At 40.3% G+C, this 17,503-nt stretch carries 20 protein-coding genes; 14 read left to right on the top strand and 6 right to left on the bottom strand.

Annotated features, from left to right (window positions below):
* Window positions 1-38: 38 nt before the first annotated feature.
* Complete coding sequence (locus O0V13_RS09845) at window positions 39-536, bottom strand: hypothetical protein (protein ID WP_268034809.1); 498 nt, start codon at window positions 534-536, stop codon at window positions 39-41.
* A 104-nt stretch (window positions 537-640) separates the two neighbouring features.
* Between O0V13_RS09845 and O0V13_RS09840 the strand changes: the two genes are divergently transcribed.
* From O0V13_RS09840 to O0V13_RS09810, 7 genes are all read left to right on the top strand, one after another.
* The gene (locus tag O0V13_RS09840) at window positions 641-1,234 is read left to right on the top strand and encodes a hypothetical protein (protein ID WP_268034808.1); all 594 of its coding nucleotides are present in this window, start codon (window positions 641-643) and stop codon (window positions 1,232-1,234) included.
* Window positions 1,235-1,750 (top strand): hypothetical protein, encoded by a 516-nt coding sequence (locus O0V13_RS09835; RefSeq protein WP_268034807.1) that lies wholly within the window; start codon window positions 1,235-1,237, stop codon window positions 1,748-1,750. It begins immediately after the preceding gene.
* Between the two features lie 164 nt (window positions 1,751-1,914).
* Complete coding sequence (locus O0V13_RS09830) at window positions 1,915-2,415, top strand: hypothetical protein (protein WP_268034806.1); 501 nt, start codon at window positions 1,915-1,917, stop codon at window positions 2,413-2,415.
* A 204-nt stretch (window positions 2,416-2,619) separates the two neighbouring features.
* Window positions 2,620-4,239, top strand: coding sequence for an ABC-F family ATP-binding cassette domain-containing protein (locus O0V13_RS09825; RefSeq protein ID WP_268034805.1), 1,620 nt, complete (start codon window positions 2,620-2,622; stop codon window positions 4,237-4,239).
* 7 nt (window positions 4,240-4,246) lie between these two features.
* Window positions 4,247-5,644 (top strand): sodium:solute symporter family protein, encoded by a 1,398-nt coding sequence (locus tag O0V13_RS09820; protein ID WP_268034804.1) that lies wholly within the window; start codon window positions 4,247-4,249, stop codon window positions 5,642-5,644.
* The gene (locus tag O0V13_RS09815) at window positions 5,631-6,812 is read left to right on the top strand and encodes a class I SAM-dependent rRNA methyltransferase (RefSeq protein ID WP_268034803.1); all 1,182 of its coding nucleotides are present in this window, start codon (window positions 5,631-5,633) and stop codon (window positions 6,810-6,812) included. The genes O0V13_RS09820 and O0V13_RS09815 overlap by 14 nt, the downstream gene beginning before the upstream one ends.
* A gap of 228 nt (window positions 6,813-7,040) precedes the next feature.
* Entirely contained in the window at window positions 7,041-7,475 is a 435-nt protein-coding gene (locus tag O0V13_RS09810) for a hypothetical protein (protein ID WP_268034802.1), read from the top strand.
* A 112-nt stretch (window positions 7,476-7,587) separates the two neighbouring features.
* Here O0V13_RS09810 and O0V13_RS09805 read toward each other — a convergent pair whose 3' ends face one another.
* The 5 genes from O0V13_RS09805 to rsmA form a co-directional block, all read right to left on the bottom strand.
* Window positions 7,588-7,980 (bottom strand): HIT family protein, encoded by a 393-nt coding sequence (locus O0V13_RS09805; RefSeq protein ID WP_268034801.1) that lies wholly within the window; start codon window positions 7,978-7,980, stop codon window positions 7,588-7,590.
* Between the two features lie 60 nt (window positions 7,981-8,040).
* The gene (greA, locus tag O0V13_RS09800; RefSeq protein WP_268034800.1) at window positions 8,041-8,514 is read right to left on the bottom strand and encodes a transcription elongation factor GreA; all 474 of its coding nucleotides are present in this window, start codon (window positions 8,512-8,514) and stop codon (window positions 8,041-8,043) included.
* A gap of 160 nt (window positions 8,515-8,674) precedes the next feature.
* A complete protein-coding gene (locus tag O0V13_RS09795; RefSeq protein WP_268034799.1) occupies window positions 8,675-9,604 on the bottom strand; it encodes a 2-hydroxyacid dehydrogenase in 930 nt (309 codons plus the stop codon).
* Window positions 9,605-9,608: 4 nt separating this feature from the next.
* Entirely contained in the window at window positions 9,609-10,976 is a 1,368-nt protein-coding gene (gene mgtE, locus O0V13_RS09790) for a magnesium transporter (protein WP_268034798.1), read from the bottom strand.
* Window positions 10,963-11,748 carry a 16S rRNA (adenine(1518)-N(6)/adenine(1519)-N(6))-dimethyltransferase RsmA gene (gene rsmA, locus O0V13_RS09785; protein ID WP_268034797.1) on the bottom strand — a complete coding sequence of 262 codons (786 nt, stop codon included), beginning with the start codon at window positions 11,746-11,748 and terminating at the stop codon, window positions 10,963-10,965. Before rsmA ends, mgtE begins: the two co-directional genes overlap by 14 nt.
* Before the next feature lie 102 nt (window positions 11,749-11,850).
* Between rsmA and pdxA the strand changes: the two genes are divergently transcribed.
* The 7 genes from pdxA to accC all read left to right on the top strand — a co-directional run bounded on the left by pdxA (window position 11,851) and on the right by accC (window position 17,488).
* Window positions 11,851-12,873 carry a 4-hydroxythreonine-4-phosphate dehydrogenase PdxA gene (gene pdxA, locus O0V13_RS09780; RefSeq protein ID WP_268034796.1) on the top strand — a complete coding sequence of 341 codons (1,023 nt, stop codon included), beginning with the start codon at window positions 11,851-11,853 and terminating at the stop codon, window positions 12,871-12,873.
* 94 nt (window positions 12,874-12,967) lie between these two features.
* Window positions 12,968-13,534, top strand: a complete 567-nt coding sequence (locus O0V13_RS09775) for a YceD family protein (RefSeq protein WP_268034795.1) — start codon at window positions 12,968-12,970, stop codon at window positions 13,532-13,534.
* 26 nt (window positions 13,535-13,560) lie between these two features.
* A complete protein-coding gene (gene rpmF / locus O0V13_RS09770; RefSeq protein WP_008201274.1) occupies window positions 13,561-13,752 on the top strand; it encodes a 50S ribosomal protein L32 in 192 nt (63 codons plus the stop codon).
* A gap of 220 nt (window positions 13,753-13,972) precedes the next feature.
* Entirely contained in the window at window positions 13,973-14,971 is a 999-nt protein-coding gene (locus O0V13_RS09765) for a beta-ketoacyl-ACP synthase III (RefSeq protein ID WP_268034794.1), read from the top strand.
* A gap of 26 nt (window positions 14,972-14,997) precedes the next feature.
* Window positions 14,998-15,561 (top strand): elongation factor P, encoded by a 564-nt coding sequence (efp, locus tag O0V13_RS09760; protein ID WP_073571825.1) that lies wholly within the window; start codon window positions 14,998-15,000, stop codon window positions 15,559-15,561.
* Between the two features lie 85 nt (window positions 15,562-15,646).
* The gene (gene accB / locus O0V13_RS09755; RefSeq protein ID WP_268034793.1) at window positions 15,647-16,114 is read left to right on the top strand and encodes an acetyl-CoA carboxylase biotin carboxyl carrier protein; all 468 of its coding nucleotides are present in this window, start codon (window positions 15,647-15,649) and stop codon (window positions 16,112-16,114) included.
* 24 nt (window positions 16,115-16,138) lie between these two features.
* Window positions 16,139-17,488: an acetyl-CoA carboxylase biotin carboxylase subunit gene (accC, locus tag O0V13_RS09750; RefSeq protein WP_268034792.1), complete on the top strand. Its 1,350-nt coding sequence runs from the start codon at window positions 16,139-16,141 to the stop codon at window positions 17,486-17,488.
* Window positions 17,489-17,503 lie beyond the last annotated feature (15 nt).

Here is a 17,503-nt window from a genome sequence, read left to right as displayed (position 1 = left end):
TTATCTCATTTCTAAAGCAAAAGGAAAACTACACCAATTTACTTTACATTCTCCCTAAGTAATTCAATATACTCCTTTAGCTCCTTAATCCTCTCTTCTTGCTGTAGAATCACTTTATCTTTAAAAGATTCTAATTCATTTTGCACTTGGAAATCTTTACCCTCTACACTTTTTAGAACCTCAGTTAGCTTATCGGGAAAAAGAACACCAAGGTGAGCCAATCTAAAACATTCATCCATATGTTCTCTCCATAACCGGTGATTCTCACCAGAAGCTTTACCCTCCTCTTCTGTAAGCTCTCTATACTCTCCCATCACCATCATTGCTTCATCTGCAGATACTGGCTCTTGCCCTTTTAAAATGAACATCGGATTAACATCTTCACATTTTGTGAATAGTATCTGTGTATTATAAGTACCCCTTGCTTTCCAATTCGCCAATCTAGAAGGACTGATATCTAGAAACCTTGCAAATTCAGCATCAACATTAAACATTAAATACTCCTGTATCTTATTTAAAATCAGCGTTTTATTCATTTCATTCGAATATTTGTGAATGTTTTTTAATCTTTTTGTTGTTTCTTTCGATTAATTGTGAATAAATTTACATCATACAAATTGAAATACAAAGCAAAACCAAAATGAAACGCCTCACCCTCAAATCTCACGAACTAGCAAAAATCCTTCTCAGGGATGCTAGGATTAGTATGAAGATGAAGGCTGAGGAGAAAAGACTAGATAAAGCTATCAAACAGGCAGAAGTTGAAGCCAATTCTCGCAACTGGGATAATTGTTCTGATTATGAAGAAATGAACATCCTTATTCAAATTGCATACAACCACAAGCTCCCATACGGGATGGTAATTGAAAAGATTGATGATAAATATGAGGCCATCTTCACACATGAAGAATGGTTCTTCAATTACATTGAATTCACACATGAATCCTTTTCCCAGATTGGAATTCCTGAAATCATCTCAGTTAACCAACCTGTTATCACAGCAACCTATGTTGCAATCATTTCCGCAATAATTACTGAGATAAGAAAAAGCAAACTTTATAGGCTATCGGTACCTTATCCTCAAATTGATTTGATTCATGAAACCAAACCCTCATTCATTGTTCAGAATATACTGGCAGTGTTTGAGGGTTTTTCTTTACCTACTTTTTCAAGGCCACCACCGACTTCAACCATTATTCCATTAAATCAAAAATTAATAATCAATAGAAATTAAATGAATATTTCAGAAAAATATAATAATAGAATAGCCTTGGGCGATAGAGTAAACGCCTTCTGGCAACACTGGGACAATCAATATGCGAGTAGTAATTTCCAAGACTGGAATGATGAGGACGGTTCATTTTCAAAGGAGCTTTATAAATCCTTGAAAGAAGTTCACCCTAGTCTGGGATGCTTGTCAAAGCTAACTCAAATAGGCAACAGAGTAGAGTTTTTAATTTTCACTACTTGTACAGATGTTGAAAGTATTGAAGCATTAAAAGAATTAAGCAGATATAAACCTGAATTGTTTGAAATTCAACTTATTGACTTAAACAATCAAATAGATGATTTTCAGGAATTTAGTCTTTTCTATGAAGCAGGTAGTGAAACAGAAAAGATTGTACAAAACTTTACTGCAAATTCTGAATACACCTTTATTGCAAATGCTGAAGACTGGCAATCAGAAACCCCCGTTGCCCTAAGCTATTCAGGCAATACAAAACGATGGAAAACCGAAATAGTCATTTAGGCTAATAAAAACTTAAAGGTAAGGCTCTAGACTTTATAGAGTCTTACCACAAGTTTAACCTGTTATATCTTAGCCTACAGGTTAAAGAAGGCAGATTACCCTATTGAGACGGTCTTAATAGGTCTTGTAAAACTCAAATGCCGAAAGGCAAGACAAAATACATTATGAGTGAAATAATTAATCAGTATCAAGCAGCTACTTCTTTAGCTGACAAGAGATTCTTAGGTGAAACTGAAGCTTGGAAGGATAGCAATAATCAATATCACAGTGATAAAGATTCTAGAAAGTGGGTAGGTATCTATCAAGGCTCATGGGTCAATATTGAAACTGAAAAGCAACAATTTATACCACAGCTTCTAAAGAAGTTCATGGAGGAAGGTAGCACAGACTACAAGACACTTTGCGATGAACTTAATAAAGTGTACTATCCAGCTACTGAAGATTTGGGATTTGATGAGCTTAGCAAAACCTTACTTAAAAGGCATGAAGATGTTAAATCAGGTGAGCTTAAGAGAATATACTACACCAATTCAGAGAAAATCATGGTCTGCAATTTTGCTGAAGGTGAGAGAGTCACACAGAAGATGATTAAAGAGAAGTTTAAAGTATCAGCTCAAACATTGACTTCATGGCAAAATCTGAAAAAAGAAGGTAAGTTGAAGTAAAGACACATAAAACAAAAGCTACTCACATTTGGGTAGCTTTTCCTTTTTCTATCTAGTATCTTTGCACCTTCTTTCAGTACCTGATTTGACCTATTTTTGGGCCTCTTCAACATAGAATTACTGAAATTTGATACACAATTTGATACACTTTGAATTTTAAAAATAACATAAATCATTGATTTATAGTTAGTTAAATACACTCTTATGATCTCAGTAGATAATCTTTCCCTCAAATTTGGAAAAAGAACCCTTTTCGAAGACGTTAACCTGAAGTTCACTCCAGGCAACTGCTACGGTGTAATCGGTGCCAATGGAGCTGGAAAATCTACCTTCTTAAAAATACTTTCTGGAGAAATAGACAGCACCTCTGGAGCAATCAATATCACTCCCGGCCAGCGTATGGCTGTTTTGAAGCAGAACCACTTCGAATTTGATGAAGTAGACGTGCTTAAGACAGTTTTGATGGGACATAAAACGCTCTATGCCATCATGGAAGAGAAAGACGCCATCTACATGAAGCCTGACTTCTCAGAGGAAGACGGATTGAGAGCCTCTGAATTGGAAGCTGAATTTGCTGAAATGGACGGATGGAATGCTGAGTCTGATGCTGCAGCCCTACTTTCAGGTTTGGGAATTACAGAAGACTTGCACTACCAGCCAATGAAAAATTTGGCAGGTAACCAAAAAGTAAGAGTCCTTTTGGCTCAGGCTCTTTTTGGAAATCCTGACATTTTGATTCTGGATGAGCCTACCAACGACTTGGATTCAGAAACCATCGTTTGGCTAGAGGACTTTTTGGTCAATTTCAAAAACTTGGTGATTGTCGTATCTCACGATCGTCACTTCCTGGATTCAGTTTCCACTCACATTGTGGACATTGACTTCGGGAAAATCAAAATTTACTCCGGTAACTATACATTCTGGTACGAATCTTCTCAATTGGCCTTGAAGCAAAGATCTGATCAGAACAAAAAAGCTGAAGAGAAAAGAAAGGAATTGCAGGAATTTATTGCCAGATTCTCTGCAAACGTGGCCAAATCCAAGCAGGCCACTGCACGAAAGAAAATGCTCGAGAAGCTCAACGTGGATGATATTGAGCCTTCTTCTAGAAAATACCCTGGCATCATGTTCAAGCCAGAGCGTGAAGCTGGTGATCAGATTTTCATGACAGAGAATCTTGAATTGGTTTCTGATGGGGTGACTTATTTCACCGATGTAAACTTGATGGTAGACAAAGGAGATAAAATCGCTTTCATCTCTAAAACCAAGCAAGCTGTAAATAAATTCTTCCAAACTATCATGGAAGAAATCCCAGCCACCAAAGGTTCATTGAAATGGGGAGTAACCATCAACAAAGCTTATTTGCCTAACGATAACTCTGAATATTTCAATTCTGATTTGAATCTAATTGACTGGTTGAGACAATACTCTTCCAATCAAGAAGAAGCGTATGTCCGTACCTTCTTGGGAAGAATGCTTTTCACTGGTGAAGAAACTTTGAAAAAGTGTACAGTTCTTTCTGGGGGTGAAAAAGTTCGTTGCATGATCTCCAAGATGATGCTTCAAAACCCGAACTTATTGGTGATGGACGAACCTACCAATCACTTGGATTTGGAATCCATTACAGCTTTCAACAACGCGGTAATCGAATTCCCAGGCACTGTGTTGATGTCATCTTATGACCACGCATTCGTCCAGTCTTCCGTGAACAGAATCATCGAATTCACTCCTAACGGCACCATCGACCGAAGAATGCCTTACGATGATTATTTGGAAAATGAAGAGATCCAGGCTCTTCGTGACAAAATGTATGGAAAAAGCTAAGGTCTAATTGCTGTTAGCTGCTATCATAGCCTATTTAGCGATCACTGTTGGGATCGGCGCTTGGTCTTCCAGACTAGTTCGAAACTCCAATGACTTTGTATTAGCGGGACGATCACTCCCGCTTTTTCTTTCTGCATCTGCCTTGTTTGCAACTTGGTTTGGATCGGAAACCATCTTTGGAGCCTCCTCTGTTTATTTGGAAGAAGGCCTTTTGGGAGTCATTGAAGATCCATTTGGAGGAGCGCTTTGCTTGGTTCTCTTTGGGATGTTTTTTCTCCGCCCCATGTACCGAATGGGAGTTTTGACCATTGGAGACGTTTTCAAGCGAATCTTTGGATCTAAAGTGGAGCTAGCTGCTTCCCTTTTTATGATTCCAGCCTATTTCGGATATGTTGCAGCACAATTGGTCGCTCTTAGCCTGGTTCTGGGAACAGTTACCGACCTGAGCTTGCTCCAAGGAATCTTGATTTCAGCTGGAATCGTTGTGTTCTATACCTTTCTTGGAGGAATGTGGGCGATTTCCATTACAGACTTCATCCAAACCACAATGATCGTCATTGGACTTCTTTGGGTCGCTACCATGATTGCCAAAGAAGCCGGTGGTGTATCTGAAATCCTTTCTCAGGCACCTCCTGAAAGCTTTCAGATTCTTCCCCAACCCAATCTCAATGCTTGGCTCAACTATTTTGGAGCTTGGATCATCTTGGGCTTAGGATCTATTCCCTCCCAAGATATTTACCAACGTGTGATGGCATCCAAATCAGAAAGTGTTGCAGTCAAATCCACCTATTTGGCAGGGATATTCTACTTAAGCTTTGGGCTTCTTCCCTTATTTATAGCTTTGGGAGCAAAAGTTCTTTACCCTGAACTCTATCTGGAGGACAAACAGATGCTTTTGCCGTCCATGATCCTAGCACATGGAGGTTTGCCAGTTCAAATCGTTTTCTTCGGAGCACTCATCTCAGCGATAATGAGCACCACTAGCTCTGGACTTTTGGCGCCTGCCGCCATTATTTCTGAAAACATCATTCGCCCTCGTTTTGGAAAAAACCTGGATGACAAGCATTTCTTATGGATATTAAGAGCAAATGTGATCCTAGTAGCCATCATAGCAACTTTGCTTGCAAGTTTGGAGTCTGATATCTATGATCTAGTTGCCGGTGCTTCTATTCTGATGTTGGTTTCACTCTTCGTACCTTTGACAGCAGGTTTATATTGGAAAAAAGCATCCCCTTTGGGAGCCATGCTTTCCATGATTATTGGAATGCTCGTTTACTTGATTGCATCCCGATTTGAAATGGAGGTCTTTCCTCATTTAATTGGCTTGGCAGCCAGTATTCTTGCCATGATTATAGGGAGTCTGATCTCCCCAAAACAAACTCAACCCATTCATGAATTATCCTAAAATCGTACTGAAGAAAGGAAAAGAGATTTCACTCTTCCGGAAACACCATTGGGTCTTTTCAGGAGCAATTGCCCACATGGACTCAGATTTGGAAGCCGGTCATTTGGTCTCAGTGTATTCTCAAAAAGGAGATTTTCTTGGTACAGGCCACTTTGCACACGGCTCCATCATGGTTCGTTTGATCACTTTTGATCAGGAACCCATCGATCAGGAATTTTGGAACAAAAGAATCCAACATGCTTATGAAGTAAGAAAGGCATTAGGCTTAACTGAAAATGTAGAAACTAACGTCTATCGCTTAGTGCATGGAGAAGGAGATTTACTCCCCGGTCTGATAGTGGATTTTTACAATGGAACTGCCGTCATCCAAGCGCATCATGTCGGAATGCATTCCCACATCCAGGAAATTGCTTCAGCCATTCAATCGGTATATGGAGAAAGCTTGGCTGGAGTATTTGATAAAAGCTCAGAGACTCTTCCAAAGAGCTTGGGAATTGCTTCAAATGAGTGGATTTTGGGTTCTCCGAAAACGGACTTGGTTCAAGAATACGGAGCAACCTATAAGATCGACTGGGAAAAAGGTCAAAAAACCGGTTTTTTCATCGACCAGCGAGAAAATCGAAAATTGTTGGCTTCTTTTTCCAAAGGCAAGAAAGTATTGAATACGTTCTGCTATTCCGGAGGTTTCTCCGTATTGGCACTATTGGACGGAGCCAAGGAAGTACACTCAGTGGACATATCTCCAAAAGCCATCGAATTGACTGAAGAGAATATCTCTCTCAACCCTTCCATCTCCGGTAAACACGAATCCAAAGTAGCCGATGTAGTGAAATACATCCGTGAAATTGGAGATGATTATGATGTGATTGTATTGGATCCCCCAGCTTTTGCCAAAAATCTAAAAGCACGACACAATGCAGTACAAGGTTATAAAAGACTGAATGTAGAAGCTTTGAAAAAGATAAAATCCGGAGGAATTCTCTTCACATTCTCATGTAGCCAGGTGGTGGACAAAGCATTGTTTAGAAACACGATTACGGCAGCCGCTTTGGAATCAGGTAGAAAGGTGAAAATCCTTCATCAATTGAGTCAACCTGCAGATCATCCGATCAACATCTATCATCCTGAAACTGAATACCTCAAAGGCCTTGTCCTTTATGTAGACTGAACCTGAAAGTTGCATTAGTTAATCTACAAAGGACTTAAATTGCTTTAAAATCAGAAATTTTCGAATTCAACAGTGCGGTGCTATGCTTTATTCTCCAAACAATCTGATTTTCTTGCAATTAAAGCCCCTGTAACGAAACCTAATGCAAAATCCAGGTGAAAAATCAATTAATTTTCCAAGGTGGATCAAGTCTTTTGGAGTATTTTCACCCTGTAAACTTACAACACTATGTATACTGGAATCCAACATTTACACTCTGGCCTTGCCTATCTGGTTTTGATCGCATTGATCATCGTTATCGTTTTGATGCTAATCGGCTCATTGAGTGGAAAAGAGTTCACTGAGAAAGATAGAAAAATTGCCTTGATCGCATTCATTCTATCCCACGTTCAGTTATTGGTAGGATTGATCCTATATTTCCTCAGCCCAATTGGTTTGAGCCTATTGCAAGGTGGTGGTGCGATGTCTGATCCTATTGCAAGACTAACTGCTTTGGAGCATCCATTGATCAATATCATTGCCATTGCGGTAATCACCATCGGCTACAGCAGAGCAAAGAAACTATCTACTTCCAAAGCTAAATTCAGATCAATTTATATGATGTATGCGATCGGATTGATTTTGATCTTAAGCAGAATTCCGTGGGGAAATTGGTTAGGCTAAGCCTCCCATAAATCACATTGAACCAAAAAATCCGGAGCTAATAATCAGTTCCGGATTTTTTTATTCTCAAATTCTTAACTCTTGTTTCTCGACTCTTGGTCCTTGATTCTAATTAAAATCCTCCCTTAATCGTTTCCGCTATTTCTGCCAGCTCCTCATTGGTCAACTTCAACTTAGGTCGTGTAAAATTGATATCATCCATCGTTCTCAACGGCACCAAATGAACATGCACATGAGGGACTTCCAAACCGATAACTGCCACTCCTACTCTGGTGCATTTGATCGTCTTATCGATGGCTTTGGCTACTTTTTGAGAGAAAACCGTTAATCCCGCAAGCAATTCAGGATCAAGATCAAAAATATAATCTACCTCTTGTTTGGGCACTACTAACACATGCCCCTTTACCAAAGGCATGATATCTAAAAATGCGATGTAATTCTCATCCTCTGCCACGATATGAGCAGGGATTTCTCTGTTGATGATTTTTGTAAAGATGCTTGCCATAATGCCCGAAAATAAAAAAATCCCGGCGAAAACCGGGATTCAAAAAGAAGTAAATATGAATTAGTAAGAGATTTCTAGAATCTCAAACTGAAGCTTCCCTGCAGGGGCATTGATTTCGGCAATTTCACCGACAACTTTTCCTACTAGCCCTTTACCAAATGGAGAAGCCAAAGAGATTTTTCCTGCTTTCAAATCAGCCTCTTCTTCAGAAACCAAAGTATAAGCTACGGTCATCCCATTTTTAACATTTTTGATTTTCACAGTACTCAAAATCCCCACTTTGGATTGATCCAACTGAGAATTGTCCAGTACACGTGCATTCCCTACTACAGCTTCCAACTTGGCAATCTTCAACTCCAAAAGCCCTTGAGCGTCTTTGGCAGCATCATATTCGGCATTTTCTGACAAGTCTCCCTTGTCCCTTGCCTCCGCAATCTGCTTAGCAATATCCGATCTACCCTTTGTCTTCATCTCGTGAAGTTCATCTTTCAGCTTCTTCAGGCCCTCCTCAGTGTAGTATTGTACTTTTGACATAATTATGTTTGTTAGTAGGTACAAAAAACAAAGTAACGGTCGCATGAATGGGACCGTTACCTTTTCTCTTGCTTGTATTTGTTAGGCAAAAATAGCAATTATCCATTCACAAAGCAAAAAAGCCATCATTTTTCAATGATATTGAAGACTTTGCAAATCTTTATTTGAATGCTTTTTTGATTCTCTTTACAAGGACTTGGTTGATCTTCTCATAGGACTCAAAAGTCCATCCTGCTACATGCGGACTAAAAATGACATTATCCCTTTTGGCAAGCTTTTCAAACTCCTCTTTTTGCTCAGGTGAAAACTTCTTGAACTTCTCATTTTCCAGCACATCCAAGACTGCTCCTCTTAGAATCCCCGCATCCAAAGCTCGATTCAAAGTCTCAAAACTGATCACTTCTCCCCTTGCGGTATTGATCAACCAAAATGGTTTGGCAAAGCTTTCCAGCTCTTCGAAGGTAAAGAACCCTTTGGTTTCAGGGGTCAATGGAACATGGATGCTCAAAACATCAGCCTCCGCTTTCACCTTTTCCCAAATGACTTCTTGGACATTATCGTCTTCAAATTCTCTCTTGTACTTGTCATAGGCCATCACACAAACTCCAAAGCCTGACATGCGTTTTGCAAAGGATTTACCCATATTTCCATAGCCCATGATCCCAACAGTCTTCCCTTTGAGCTCATGACCTCTATTTCCTTCCCTATCCCAGATTCCTTTTCTTACCTCAGCATCGGCTTTGATCACATGATTGAACAAAGCCAAAAGCCCTCCTACAGCATGTTCTGCCACGGCATCTCTATTACCTTTTGCGGCATGGAAAAGCTTAATTCCTCTTTCTACTAAGTAATCTAGATCAATTTTATCCAATCCGGCACCGGCTCTGGCGATAAATTGCAATTGACTCGCCTTTTCCAACAGCTCACGATCCATTGGTGTTTTGGAACGGATCACCAAGCCATGATATTCATGGACTTTTCCCATAATCTCAGAGCGAGAAATTTTAGGTTCATAGTGAACGGTATGCCCGTCTTTCTCCAGCAGTTCGATGATGCTGGGATGCATTTCATCTATGATCAGTATGTTCATTCTATTATAAATTCAATAAAAGCATAGCTACGCCAAAATAAACAGCAAGCCCTAACAAGTCATTGGTAGTGGTGATAAATGGCCCCGAGGCAATAGCGGGATTGATTCCGAAACGATTCAATACCAAAGGAGTTACAGTCCCCATAAAAGAGGCCAACAGAACCACACAAAACAAAGCAACTCCTACAGTGACTCCAAAGATCGGATCAAAACCATATAGGAAGACAACCACTAAGAATACAAAGGCTCCCAGAACGACTCCATTGATTAAGGCAATCATCAAGCCTTTGAAGAAACGTTGAAATGGTGTATCATCGAATACGGATTTGGTGGCCAAAGACTGTACAATCAGCGAACTGGCCTGGATTCCTACATTTCCACCAGTTGCAGCAACCAATGGGATAAAAGAAGCCAAAGCCAAGTATTTATTAAGCCCGTCTTCGAAGAAACCAATGATCTTAGCCCCCATCAATCCTCCCATTACTCCAATCAACAGCCAGGGAAGTCTTGCTTTGGTGATCATAAATATCGAATCGGACTCCTCAATATCTCCGGAGATACCGGCCATTGCCTGGATATCCTCATCTGCTTCTTCCTGAACTACGTCCAAGATATCATCCACAGTAATTCTCCCTACCAACTTGTTCTTGGCATTGATTACAGGCACGGATTCCAAGTCATACTTTCGCATGATAGAAGCCACTTCCTCTTGATCCATATAAGTTGGAACGGAAATAACCTCTTCTTCATAGATATCCTCAATCTTGGTATTTTCTCCAGCCAGGATTATCCTTTTCAATGAAACTCTTCCAAGTAGCTGTTGGCGATTGTTTACAACGTAAATAGAAAAGATCTTCTCTACATTTTCGGCTTGTCTTCTGATCTCATTGATGGTCTGGATTACATTCCAGTTTTTATTGGCCCGGATAAATTCCTTGGCCATGATACCACCCGCTGTATCCTCTTCATAGCGTAAGAGGTCTAAAACCTGCTCAGACTTCAGTTTATCCTGAAAGTGAGAAATTACTTCTTCCCGCTCTCTTTCCCCTAAAAGCTTGAGCATATCAGCTCCATCATCGGAGTCCATCAACTCGATGTATGAGGCGATTTCAGGCTCCGAAAATTCTTTTAACACCCTAAAAAGGGTATTATCATCCAACTCGATAAGAATATCTGCAGCCGTTTGTTGAGGCAATGCCCGGAGCACATAGATGGATTCTTCCATCGAAAGCTCATCCAGCACAGCAGCAATATCAGCCACATTGACCCCGTCCAGGGATTCCTGAATAAAATCAAGATCCTGAGACTCGATCGCCTGCTGTAGGCTTTCTAAGTATTCTTTCGAAAGTTCAAATTGCTTAATGATTTCCACGAGAAGCTTCGATTTGTTGGGTTAAAAAAACAAAATCAGCCACATCCAATTGTTCCGCACGTTTATCCAAAAGAGGATGACTTTTCAAATCTTCGGGCAATTGAAAAGATTTGAGCGAATTACGCAAAGTCTTTCTTCTATTTCCAAAGCCGGCCTTTACTACCTGGAAAAATAATTTCTCCTTGCAATCCAGCTTTTCGGTTTCATTTCTTATCAAGCGAATAACGCCTGAGTTGACCTTTGGAGGAGGATTAAACACTCCCGGAGGTACGGTAAACAGATATTCAATATCATAATACGCCTGAAGTAAAACGGATAAAATCCCATAGGCTTTACTTCCCTTTGGAGAGGCAATTCTTTCCGCTACTTCCTTTTGAAGCATACAAACTACCTCAGTGACTTTATCTCTTTCATCCAACACACGGAAGAAAATTTGAGATGAAATATTGTAAGGAAAATTACCTGCAATGGCGTATTTATCAGGCAAAACAGAGGAAAAATCCTCTTTCAAATAATCCCCTTCAATGATCTTTTCTTTGAGCTGGGGGTATTTTTGATTTAGATAGGCTATGGACTCAGAATCAATATCAATGAGATAAAGTTCCATTGGGTTTTTCAATAGAAAATCCGTGAGAACACCCATACCGGGTCCGATTTCCAGAACACAATCTATCCCTCCATGACCTTTTACTGCCTGAGCTATCCGCTCGGCAATACTCAAATCAGTCAAAAAATGTTGTCCCAGATGTTTTTTGGGTCTGACGTTTTGCATCGAATAGCTCAGATTATTTTTTATAACTTGCGCCTAAAATTAAGACAATATTCCTAAAGGCCTAAGACCAAACGAGGGCCCTCTTTTTAAATCTTTGTTTTTATGAGCACAAGAAATTCAAAACCCATCATTGGGATCAGTATCGGAGATGTAAACGGCGTCGGAGCGGAAGTCATTATGAAGGCGCTTTTGGACAACAGATCTCATAAAAACTTCACTCCCCTGATCTATGGTCATGGAAAAGCATTGAGCTTTTACAGAAAGCAGTTGAATATGGAGGATTTCAATTTTCTTCAGATTAGGAGTCTGGAAGAAATCCAATACAAAAGAATCAATGTGATCAATGCGGTTGAGGAATGCCCTGAAATTATTCCCGGAGTGGAAACTCATGAAGCTGGTAAATTAGCTCTAGACTCCCTGAAAATGGCAGTTGAAGACCTGAAATCCGGTAAAATTCAGGCTTTGGTAACAGCACCAGTGAATAAAAACAACATCAATTCTGAGGAATTCAAGTTTGTGGGACATACCGAATTCATTACCGAATCAGTTGGAGCCAAAAACAGCCTGATGTTTATGGTCGCCGAGCAATTGAGAGTTGGCTTGGTGACTGGACATATTCCGCTTTCTCAAGTTTCCTCAGCAGTGACCAAAGAAAAAATCAAGGAGAAAGCTAATATGATGTTGGCTAGTCTGGAAAATGACTTTGGAATATCTAAGCCAAGAATTGCCATCTTGGGACTAAACCCTCATGCTGGTGAAGATGGATTGTTGGGAAAGGAAGAAGAAGAAATCATCCGTCCAGCCATCAATGAGCTGAAAGATCAAAATAAAATGGTCTTTGGCCCCTATCCGTCCGATGGCTTCTTTGGAATGATGCATCAAACCAAATTTGACGGAATCTTGGCCATGTATCACGATCAGGGATTGATTCCTTTCAAATCTATCGCATTTAGTAATGGAGTGAACTTCACAGCTGGCCTTCCTGTTATCAGAACCTCCCCAGATCATGGAACAGCCTATAATATCGCTGGAAAAGGTCTTGCAGATGAGGGATCTATGAGAGCTGCGATCTTTTTGGCAGCAGATATCGTTCAATACAAGGAATCCCTTTTGGAGGAAGCTTAAAATCTTGAGCAAAAACCAAATAATATTTTCCCTAGGATTATTAAAAAAATAAAATAATGTCTATTTTTGCGGTCTTAAATCGGAAGGAGGAATCGTGAAATTCTTGAGAAGCTTTGATATTGAGGTAATTAAGTTCAAAGAGGGAAGTCACGAAATTGATTTTCAGATTGATGATCAGTTCTTCTCCCAATTTGAGGATAATGACTTGGTCCAAAAAGGCGACATGACCGCACGGGTCTTGATGCACAAAGGAGCCAATTTGATAGAAATGGAATTTCTTATCGCAGGAAAAGTAAGATTGACCTGTGACCGAAGTCTGGAGGAGTTTGACCAAGATCTGGATATTCAGGAAGAAATCATTTTCAAATACGGTTCTGAAGAAAAAGAGATTGACGAAAACATCTACATGATCACGAGGGACACTCCGAGTATCAATGTAGCCCAGTTAATCTATGAATTCATTCTTTTGGCACTTCCTGCCAAGAAAATCCATCCGGATCATAGAAATGAACTGGATGATGAAGAAGTGGAAGCTGAAGGTCTTTATGTATATATAGATGGAGAAGGTGAAGCAGATTGGGAAGATTCAGAAGAAGGAGAGGAAGAAGAAGATCAACCGGTAGATCCCAGATGGGAAATGCTGAAAAACTTAAAAAAATAAAAGAGAAATCATAAACCACGAATAAAATGGCACATCCTAAACGCAAAATTTCGAAAACCAGAAGAGATAAGAGAAGAACTCATTACAAATTGGAGGCTCCTGGTTTGGCTAAATGTCCAACTACTGGCGAAATGCACCTTCCTCACAGAGCTTTCTGGTTGGACGGTAAATTGTACTACAAAGGACAAGTAATCATCGAAAAAGAAGTATTGGCTTAATCCAATTCTTTCCAAATATTAGAAATCCATTCCCCTTCAGGAATGGATTTTTCTTTTACAGGCAATTACAATCCTCATGGATTCAGTAACTTAGCAATTGATAGTCCGATTAATTTTGGCAGTAAGAAGCAATTGTAATATTTTTGACCTTCCTTAGTGAAACCTATCAACCTAAGATTAGCAAAGACTTCCTCATAGTCTTTGATTTAAACAAATTCTAATGGACCAAATCAGAGCCATGATCACCGGGATTCAAGGATACGTTCCTGAGTACCGATTGACCAACAAAGAACTTGAGAAGCTGGTAGAAACAAACGACGAGTGGATTACCTCGCGTACCGGTATCAAGGAAAGACGAATCCTCAAAGGAGAAAACCAAGGAACCTCCGTTATGGGAATCGAAGCAGTCAAAGGATTGCTTAAAAAAACCAACACAGACCCTCTTGACGTAGAATTAATCATCTGCGCTACTGTTACCCCTGACATGCCATTCCCTGCTACTGCAAACATTATTGCAGATCAAGTAGGAGCTAAAAACAGCTTTAGTTTTGATATCTCGGCAGCTTGTTCAGGGTTTTTATATGCCCTTCAAATGGGTGCACAGTATATCCAAACGGGTACTCACAAAAAAGTGATTGTCATTGGGGCAGACAAAATGTCCTCCATCATAGATTATCAAGATAGAACGACTTGTATCCTTTTTGGAGACGGTGCCGGTGCAGTTATGCTGGAGCCTACCACTGAGGAATTTGGAATCATGGATTCTATCCTAAGATCTGATGGATCAGGAGCTCCATACCTTCATATGAAAGCCGGAGGTAGTCGCAAACCTGCCACTCATCAAACTGTAGAAGCCCGAGAGCACTTTGCTTACCAAGAAGGCTCCACAGTGTTTAAGTTTGCTGTGACTAACATGGCTGATGTCAGCGCAGAAGTAATGGAAAGAAATGGCTTGAAAGGAGATGATGTAGCTTGGCTGGTCCCTCATCAGGCAAACAAAAGAATCATTGACGCCACCGCCAATAGAATGAATGTGGGACCTGAAAAGGTAATGATGAATATCGAGAGATATGGAAATACAACCGCAGCTACCATTCCTCTTTGCCTTTGGGACTATGAGTCTCAATTGAAAAAAGGAGACAACTTGATTTTGGCAGCGTTTGGAGGTGGTTTTACCTGGGGATCTGTATACCTTAAGTGGGCCTACGACCCGAAATAAATCGAACTAATAAACTCAAATATAATATGGCAAGTACTGCAGATTTTAAAAATGGATTATGCCTTGAAATCAACAATGACATTTATTCAATTGTTGATTTTCAACACGTAAAACCAGGTAAAGGAGCAGCTTTCGTCCGTACCAAAATGAAAAGCTTGACCTCTGGAAAAACCTTGGACAAGACTTTCAATGCTGGCGAAAAAGTAACGACCGCTAGAGTTGAAAAAAGACCTCATCAATTCCTTTATAAGGATGACATGGGCTATCACTTCATGGATACCAATACTTTTGAGCAGATCATGATCGAAGAGAAATTGATCGAGAGATATGATCTTCTGAAAGATGGTCAGTTGGTAGATATCATGGTTCATGATGAAACAGAAACTCCTTTGGTAGTTGAGCTTCCTCCTTTTGTGGAGTTGATGATTACCTATACAGAACCAGGCATTAAAGGCGATACTGCTACGAATGCTCTGAAACCTGCGACAGTAGAAACTGGTGCTACGGTCATGGTTCCTCTCTTTGTAGATCAGGACATCATGATCAAAGTAGATACTCGTGACGGATCTTATTCTGAGCGTGTAAAATAAATCCATAGCTGTGAATCGGTAAGGTTCACAGTTTTATTGTTTTTAAACCAACCCTGGCCGAGAGGCATTAAAAAAATAGAACCTTATGAAAGCAAAAGAAATCCAGGAATTGATCGATTACATTTCGAATTCCGGTCTAGCTGAAGTAAAAATCAAAACTGAGGAATTTGAACTTTCAATTAAAAAATACTCTGAGGCACCTCAAGTGAAAGTGGTTGAAGCAGCTCCTGCTCCTGTAGCAGTGGCTCCAGCTCCTGCTCCAGCTGCTGCACCAGCTCCTGCTGCGGCTCCAGCACCAAGCAACTCAAACTTGGTTGAGATCAAATCCCCAATGATCGGAACTTTCTACCTGACTCCAAATCCAGACTCTCCTGCTTTTGTGAGTGAAGGCGATTCCATCAAAGCTGGTCAGACTGTTTGTATCATTGAAGCGATGAAGCTTTTCAATGAAATCGAATCTGAAATCTCAGGAAAAATTGTAAAAATCTTGGTATCTAATGCCACTCCTGTAGAATACGATCAACCATTGTTCTTGGTAGATCCAGCAGGTTAATTTTTCACCCAAAATAAAATTGCTGTGTTTAACAAAATACTGATAGCAAACCGAGGAGAAATTGCACTGAGAGTAATCCGTACCTGCAAGGAGATGGGTATCAAAACAGTAGCAATCTACTCTACGGCAGATAAAGACTCACTTCACGTTCGATTTGCAGATGAGGCAGTTTGCATCGGGCCTGCCCCAAGCAAGGACTCTTATTTGAATATCCCAAGAATAATCGCTGCAGCGGAAATCACCAATGCAGATGCTATTCACCCTGGATATGGATTCCTTTCGGAGAATGCAGAGTTCTCTAGAATCTGTGATGAATACGGAATCAAATTCATCGGGGCATCTCCAGATATGATCGCTAAAATGGGTGACAAGGCTACTGCCAAAGCAACCATGAAAGCAGCAGGTGTACCTACCATTCCAGGATCCGAAGGTCTTTTGGACTCTGTAGAACAAGGATTGAAGCTTGCAAATGAAATGGGATACCCTGTCATCCTGAAAGCAACTGCTGGTGGCGGCGGTAGAGGGATGAGAATCGTCAAAGAAGACAAAGATTTCAAAAAAGCTTGGGATGATGCCAAAATGGAATCTGGTGCTGCTTTTGGAAACGATGGTCTATACCTTGAGAAATTCGTAGAAGAACCAAGACACATCGAAATCCAGGTAGTAGGTGATAGCAACGGAAAAGCTTGCCACCTTTCTGAAAGAGATTGCTCCATCCAGAGAAGACACCAGAAATTGGTAGAAGAAACTCCTTCTCCATTCATCACTGAAGAACTTCGTGAAGAAATGGGTAAAGCCGCTATCAAAGGTGCTGAGGCCATCGGATACGAAGGTGCTGGAACAATCGAATTCTTGGTCGACAAAAACAGAAACTTCTACTTCATGGAGATGAACACCCGTATTCAGGTGGAGCATCCGATCACTGAAGAGGTTACTGATTTTGACTTGATCAAAGAACAAATCAAAGTGGCTGCAGGAGAAAAAATCTCCGGTAGAAACTACTTCCCTAAACTATATGCGATGGAGTGCCGAATCAATGCTGAAGACCCAGCACATGGCTTCCGTCCTAGTCCAGGAAAAATCCAAAACCTTCACATCCCAGGTGGACGTGGTGTCCGTGTTGACTCTCACGTTTATGCTGGATATGTCATTCCACCAAATTACGATTCCATGATCGCTAAATTGATCGTCAGTGGTCAATCACGTGAAGAGGTAATTGTAAGAATGAAAAGGGCTTTGGAAGAATTTGTAATTGACGGAATCAAAACAACGATTCCTTTCCATATTGCATTGCTTGAAAATGAGCAATTCAAGGCAGGCGACTTCACGACGAAGTTTTTGGAATCTTTCGATTTCTCCGTTATCAAAGGTTAAAAGCCAACCTTAATC

It is taken from the genome of Algoriphagus sp. PAP.12 (assembly GCF_026652115.1).
In the GTDB taxonomy this organism is placed as follows: Bacteria; Bacteroidota; Bacteroidia; order Cytophagales; family Cyclobacteriaceae; genus Algoriphagus.
This window is presented reverse-complemented; position numbering and strand designations above follow the sequence as displayed.